Source organism: Microcoleus sp. (genome assembly GCF_049646505.1).
In the GTDB taxonomy this organism is placed as follows: domain Bacteria; phylum Cyanobacteriota; class Cyanobacteriia; order Cyanobacteriales; family Microcoleaceae; genus Microcoleus.
Genome location: NZ_JBARVX010000208.1, coordinates 1 through 7671 on the forward strand (window position 1 = coordinate 1; position 7671 = coordinate 7671).

Consider the following 7671-nt stretch of genomic DNA (forward strand, 5'->3'; position numbering starts at 1 on the left):
CTAGGGGGATCTGGCCTTAATCGTCAAACAACAGTCTGTGAATGGGTTTGACGTTAAGTTGATACCTATGGCCCTATGCCCTATGCCCTATGCCCTATGCCCTATGCCCGACAGTACCTCATCTTTCTAAGAAAGGCTATGTATTTAAAATCCTAGTCCTTTCTTCCTTGCTAAAACTCCATCCACCCAGCGCTTTTCCTCGGTGCCCGTGGGATACAGGGCTGAGAGAGACTGGGCTAATGTCCAGAAGCGCTTGTCACTTCCCACGCCATCATCGACTAAGAAGCGTTTGAGGGCTTCGCTGCGCCCAGCGGCAAATAAAATCATGGTTTGGTGGATGCGATCGAGTACAGTTTTACCTTGATTCTCAATATTAGTATCGCCCCAATCTTCCGACACTTCATCGGCTGTGTTCTCTGGTGTATCAAAGAGACTCAATTGCTTGTGCTGTTTTTTCGGGCGCTTGACTGGGGCTTGGCCCGCGTTTTTGCCGAACAGATATGAGGAACGCTCCGAGACTGGTAGCAATCGCGCTTTGTCGCCCTTTACTTGTACTAAACTGGTGAGGTTTTCCAAGTTAGCACCGAGTCCCTGAGCAATCTTGCGGGCGGTATCATATTCGAGGCCAAAACCTGTGATTTTTGCTTTTTTGCCGGTGCTTTCCTCATCATCATCGCTGACATCTTCCTCCTCTTGTGGAACAGACATCTTGCCTGTTTTCCCACCACTTTGTGGAACAGTCATCTTGCTTGTTTCTCCACCACCTGATGAAAGTGTCCACAACCACATGGCGGTGAGTCGAGCATCTTCTTCAAAGCTGGAAGTATCTGCATCTTTGAAAATAGTGCTGAGTGCTTCTTTGGAAATCGCAGCCCAGACATATTCGAGATATTCGCGCAGGGTGACAATTTCACCACTGGCTTTTTCGACGCTGGAATAGCGGGAGAAGATTTCCAGGGCGGGGCCCAAACAAGCAAAGATGGCATCGGCACCGACTACGCCTTGATCCGTGAGGCGCGGCATCCATTCTTTGATCCGTTGCGGTAGTTCTTGCAATACATCGCGCCAATCGCCAATTTCTTCGTGTAATGTGCCATCAGGGTTTTCTCTAGGGCGGCAGACAAGATGAACCGAGGATGCAAGGGCGGCGGAGTTCATGGCTCTGAGCCGATTTCCCATCTCGGTATCAATTGCCCAAGAGCCTGTAAAAATCCAACCTGCATCAATCATTGCTTGCAGTTGGGCTTCCCATCCTGCTGTGGATTTGTGGGCAAAAACAATTAAACCGATGCCATTTGGAGCAACTACTCGCCGACCTTCTGCCATTGCTTTGCCCATTTGCTCCTCAAACCATTTCCCATCTTTATGAGGATATCGAACAGAGTCCCAGCCAGACATTTGGCAAATCTCTTCGTCTTTTGGAGACAATTCACTAGCAAACAAATCAGGATATAAATCTTTTAAATTCCGTTTCATCCAAACGTAAAAGAAATCAGATAAATCGGCATAGGGTACAGCATTGTAATACGGTGGATCTGAGCAAAGGAATTGGGCGGAATCATCAGGAAGATAGTAGAGATTGGTAGCTGAGGTTTGTTCTGTTTGTCCTTCTGTGCCTTCAAGATGAGCATTTGATTTGCAAACATCAAATATCCATGCTAATGCACCATCTAAGTCGCCGGATGAACCTGACAAGGGATTAGCTTCCGAAAAATCCCACACCATAGGAATCGCTTGTCTTGCAAATAATCCTTCATTCTTCTCACCAGATGTGTGCCATCGAGAGAGAGAGGTTAAGGTATTTGCTTGTCTATCCACAGCAAGTGCTAAGCAAGTTTGGATGACCTTTGCGAAGTCTTGCTCATTTTTTACATGGCCAGAATATTTCACCAGTTTTGATAAAGTAACCAATGCAAGTGACTGACGCGGAGTGAATAAGCTGCCCCACGTGCTATGTCCATAAATTGGAGCGTTAAATACTCCACTCATTACAGGTAATATTTCATCTGGTACTAGCGAGATAGAATCTAAATTCTCTCTTTGTAATTTCTCCAATTTGAAAACCGCTTTCTCATTTGCTTCTAAATCCTGCAAACTTGGCAGCCGATAAAACCTCCCCTGTGTACTTGACTTTGTGACTACTACACAAAAAAGTCTTGCATCATTTGCTCCACCCTTGCGCTCTTTTAACTGCCTTCTAGTCGATGCTACAGGCGTTGTATATCCCGTCACAGGACAAGTCGCCGAACCCCTAGCCACAGTTCCCTGAGCAACTTCCTTCTCACTCTTCGGCTCAAAAATCTCCAACAAAGCACGGCGCACCTTGCGCGTTACCCCATTGGCATAAGTCACTTCTATCGTCTCAGTTTGCACAATACCCGAAGCATCCCGTACCCAGCGCAAAGCCCTATATCTCCCAGCTTTCTTTGCCAACCAAAGACTACGCATCAACGGCACTTCTACAGGAATCCCCGTCCCATCATCAGGCGCCTCAGAAATAATTGTCCTAGCCCATAAATAAGCAATGGGCGTATTTCCCTCAGCATCTTTCGGATAAAATTCCGCTAATTCCTTCTCTGCTTCTTCCTTAACCCATTGTCCCCACTTCCGCACTTCATCCGCTAACTTCTGCCCGTATTTAGGAATATATTCCAACACCACCTTATTCAACAAAACCGCCACCGGATTCAAGTCAGAAGCAAAAGCATCCGCACCCACCCGCAACGCTTCCAAAGGTATCGAACCACCCCCAGCAAAGGGGTCAACAACTAGGGGACGAGTTCCGGGAGCTCCGCCTAATGCTTCATGGGCTGCTTGAGTTAAAGCGCGACTGGTTTCTAAATAGTCTGGCTGTGTGGAATTATCCCAGTTAGCAAAATCTGCGATAAAATCAAGTAAACTATTTCGCAATATATTTAGATGGGATGGATTGTTAGCATCAAGTTGATTGTCTGGCTTAGCTAAAACCTGCCATTTGTTCCAATTTTCCGTAGAACAATGATTAGCTAAATCCTTATCCGTCGCGACTTTCTTAGCAAAATTATTAATAATGCTGGCTGCTTTATCCCGAAATTCTTGAGGGCAGAGTTCATCAACAGGATCGATCCACAACGAAGCACAAATCACCGCCCGACACGCAGCCAAAGGTCGCCTCGCCCACCAAATATGCAGGGTGGAAATATGCCCGTGACGGATAGATTTTTCCCGTCTGGCGTGGGCGGAAATCTGCTTGATGGGTAGGTCAACTTCGATCAGGCGTTTGGGATAATTAGTTTTGTTACTCACTTGCTGGCCTCCAAAATTTTCTCTGCATCAACGTGATAATGTTCAATCTTCACTAACGCTTCCCACCCCAACTGCACGGGGTCTTGTATGGGATGCACTTCGGGACTAGAAGCACAGTTAAAGACTACATACAGCCAGTAGTCTTTTTTTAAGCGTTCTGCTGTCTTGTATTCGTTGCTGGTGAGGGCTACTTCACCCACCCGCGATCGCCCTTTAACCTCAATAAACCTCACCGCTATCGCCGTATTTGGATCTTCTGAATGAGGTTTGCGCGAGATTAAATCAAAGCCGCGATTCTCTTTTTCTACACTCACCACCAGCCAGCCCCTCGCATTTTCATAGGCAATAACTGCCTCGACTGCAATTCGCTCAATTTCGCGATCGCTAACCATCGCAGCCATTTCAGGGGATGTGCGTTCGGGATGGGGAAGTACCCAAGCCCGTCCGTGATGTTGAATATTGGCGATCGTGCAACTGCGCTCTTTTTCCAGTTCCTCCCGTCGCGTTTCCAATCGCCCGTTCAACTCAAACAATCGGTCTTCCATTTGTTTGATGCGGCCGTCTATTCCAGATTCCTTGGCACCAGATTCTTGTCGGCAAATCAACTCAGCAAACTGACACTGTACTTTGTCAATGATTGTATTTAGACTAATTTCCATGTGGTCAGAAATAGTCTTAACTTCCTGCTCTCGTTGAGTCCGAATCTCTATCAAAAAACGGTTCAATTCTTGTTCTACTAATGCTTGTTCTGTTTCGTCGCGGCTGGGTAAATCTGCATCGTTTGGCAAACCATCAACCAAATTGGTACTATCAGTTACCGGCACCAAATCTAAAAACAAAGTCGGCTGTCGCACGGTCATTGTCCCGTCGATTTCTGTCTGCACCACATAGACACGTTCGTGCAGCTTGTTACCGCGTCCATCGGCGATCGCCCCCGAAAACACATCCAATCTCGCAGGATCGTGGCGATGCAAATCGAAAAATAGTGCCCCGTGGCGCAAATCATCCTGTACCCGCGCTAGCACATCTTCCCGCACGCACTCAAACAGCGGATGTCCGGGCGTCACCCATTCCAGGGTTGGGTCATCTGTCAACTTATGTTTATCAAACGTAATCTTTTTGTATTCATGGCCCAATTTGCCAAAGCGAGTTTCCAAACGTTCGCCGATCGGCCACAAAGTACGGGGTACTCGCCCAATGCGGTACACCTTCTGATGCTGGCGCGTTTCCTTGGGGTGAATCCCCGAAATCGGTGCCGCTTGCACAAAAAAGTCATCAATCACTTCTGGCACTAAACGTCGCTCTTTTGCTTCTGCTGATTTACCAATAATCGCACTTAAGTTCAGTTCTCGCTTGGCTAATCCTTCTAAAGCCGAATTGGTGAGGCGGCGGAAGCGATCGGTGTCCACTTGCTCGACAATGCGGTTCTGAATCACATCTTCCGTCAAGTTGTGAGCGTACATCTCCCGAATCATCCGTTCTAGCTGATTGGCCGGAAAAATATCGCCCAACACATTAAACACTTTACCAGTGCGTTCTGGATCGATGTCAATCTCGATCGCCCGAATGCGTTCAAACAACTTCCACAACACCCGTCCTTCGCGAGTATTCGTCGAAACAAAGTTAAAAATCAGACAATCCTTATCCTGACCGTAACGGTGAATCCGACCCATCCGCTGTTCCAAACGCACCGGATTCCAGGGAATATCATAATTAATCAGAAACCAGCAGAATTGCAAGTTAATGCCTTCTCCCGCCGCTTCCGTCGCCACCAATACCTGACAATCTTCCCGAAACTCCCGTTCAGAATAAATTCGCGTATTGGGCGTATCGCGATCGCCAATTTTCATCCCCCCGTGAATCTGAGTCACCGACAGTCCCCACTCCCGCAGCTTACCCACCAAATAATCCAAGGTGTCTTTGTGCTCGGTGAAAAGCAACAGTTTCATCAGCGGATCTTGGAATATGCCTTTCTGGGTAATAGCTTCTTTCAGTTTGACCAGTTTCGATTCAACTTCTCGTTTTTCCAAAGTCCGCGCTTGGTCGATCAGTTTGTTCAACTGATAGATTTCTTGTTGCAATGCTACCGGATCAACTGAAGCGACAAGTCCTTCCAAATCTCCCAGAATTTTTTCCTGTTCTGCTTCAGTCAGTTCATCAAAATCATCGGGAACTTTCTTCGCAATCTGTTCGGCGCGATAAGCCTCTGGGTCTTCCAATCTCCGTTGGCGTTTATCGCGCATTCGTTCTAAACTTCGCCGGACTGCGTATACACTAGACGCGAAACGACGTTGCAACATTGCCATCGTAAAACCCAATGCCCGACCGCGGGCGGAATCATCGGCAGATGCTTTGATTGACTGGTCTTCTACATATTTAGTCAAGTCGTCATAGAAATCCAATTCTTCTTCATCAATTTGAAAGTCGATGGTTTCAACTTTGCGATTAGTAAATAGCTTTTTGGCTTGACCTGTCTCTGTATCGGGGAAAGTAACGAGGGCTTCTTTGGTGCGGCGCAGATAAAACGGAGCATTGTTCCGACGCATTGCCTCTTCTAAACTCGTCACATCGCCATAAACATCGCGGTCTAAAAGTTCTAGGAACAAACAAAAGTTTTTGGGGTCGCCTTTATGAGGAGTCGCGGTCATTAATAAGTAGTGGTCGGTGAGTTTGGAGAGTTCTTCACCGAGTTTGTAAGCCAAGGTTTTATCATCGGAACTATAGGCGCTCATCTTGTGGGCTTCATCCACAATGATTAAGTCCCAATGACTCCGCAGGAGACTATTTTTGGCATCTTCAATGCGCGAAACCCAGGATATTGAGGTGATGACTTGTTTCTTTTCTTTCCAAGGGTTAGAGCCGTAATTTGCCCGCAGGACATCGCCCCGAATTACCTCAAAATCTTCGCGGAATTTGTCTTTGAGTTCTCGCTGCCATTGAAAGGTGAGGTTGGCTGGGGTGACAATTAAGGTACGTCTGACTAAGCCCCGGACTTTGAGTTCTTTCAGCAGCAATCCTGCCATGATGGTTTTACCAGCACCGGGGTCATCGGCTAGTAGGAAGCGGATGCGGGGTTGTTTGAGAAAGTATTCGTAGACGGCTTCTAGTTGGTGGGGCAGGGGGTCTACATGGGCGATCGCCAGGGCAAAATAAGGGTCATATTCGTAGGCTAAACCCAAGCGCAGGGCTTCCACCCCCAGCCTAAAATGCAGGGCCCTGCCGTCAAAGGGTTCTTGTTCTGGGGTAGATTCTAGTTGAGCCAACTGTTCTTTGGACAGAATGGACTCGTAGACTTGGTTGGTATTGATTCCTTTGCCGGTGAGTTTAATGGCATCTCCCATCGGCACTGCCACAATTACTTTGACCGGTTCTGGGAAGAGGGAGCCTCGCAGAATTACATTGGACTTCATTTGCTCTATTTGCATCAATTTTCTGTTCTCAAAACAGAATTTTATTTAATATTGTTTGCTTGCTAATTTTAGTTTTTTATGTACACAGTGATAAAACTTTAAATTGTTATTTTACACCCATATTACTAATTTTATATTGTCAACTGGATCGATTTCATTTACCGGAGCGATCGCCCCTAGCGATCATTTCGGCAAAGGCTCCAATATTTTCTCACCGTGACTCGCAGCCACCGCAGCAAATAAAGCCTCATAATGATTCAAAGCTTCCTCAAATCCGTAATTCTCAACAGCATAATTTCTGCCTTGCTCGCCCAACGCATTCACCTTAGCAGGATGCAGGTACAAATCCTCCACCGCATCAGCCAAAGCCTCCGCATCTTCCGGCGCTACCACCACCCCGCCACCGCTTTGCTGGACTGCTTTGTGCGCCGTACCGGTTTCTGGAACCGATGCCAAAATTGCCCTACCGCTGGCGAGAATTACTTGAATTTTTGAAGGCATATTGAAGTTAGTAACGCGCAGCTTTTGTACGACTAAACTCACATCAGCAGCAGCTAAGAGTTCCGGCAATTTTTCTCGCGGTTCAAAGGGTAGCAACATTACATTCGTAGCTTTATAAGTTTCGCAATCTTTTTGCAAGCGCGCTAGTGCTGTTGATTCTCCGACAATTACAAAAGCAATTTCGGTTATGTGTTTCAAACGAGCGGCTGCTTGGACAACTGTTTGCAAGCCTTGAGTTAGGGCAATATTTCCAGCATACAGAACGACAAATTTGCCCTTGAGTTTGTGAGTTTCCCGAAAGGGGTTATTTTCTTTAGGTAAGGGGCGAATGAAATTGACATCAACCCAATTGGGAAGGCAAACTATTTTTTCTGGGGGTACTCCCTGAGAGTGCAATTTGCTGACAAAGCCGCTGTCGATGACGCTGACTTGGCTGGCTGTGCTGTAGGCAAATTTTTCTAAGGCGTCAGCAATC

General features: G+C 46.9%; 3 protein-coding genes. All 3 read right to left on the minus strand.

Features of this window, described 5'->3' with window-relative positions; genetic code table 11:
* Positions 1 to 144 precede the first annotated feature (144 nt).
* Entirely contained in the window at positions 145 to 3285 is a 3141-nt protein-coding gene (locus tag WBA89_RS11320) for a DUF1156 domain-containing protein (RefSeq protein ID WP_424406405.1), read from the minus strand.
* A complete protein-coding gene (locus tag WBA89_RS11325; protein WP_424406407.1) occupies positions 3282 to 6695 on the minus strand; it encodes a protein NO VEIN domain-containing protein in 3414 nt (1137 codons plus the stop codon). The genes WBA89_RS11320 and WBA89_RS11325 overlap by 4 nt, the downstream gene beginning before the upstream one ends.
* A gap of 183 nt (positions 6696 to 6878) precedes the next feature.
* The coding region (locus tag WBA89_RS11330; RefSeq protein ID WP_424406409.1) for a glycosyltransferase family 4 protein at positions 6879 to 7671 on the minus strand (793 nt) is incomplete at its 5' end.

Coding starts and splice junctions, on each gene's coding strand:
- WBA89_RS11325 (WP_424406407.1), bottom strand. CDS start 6,695: ATGAAGTCCAATGTAATTCTGCGAGGCTCCCTCTTCCCAGAACCGGTC.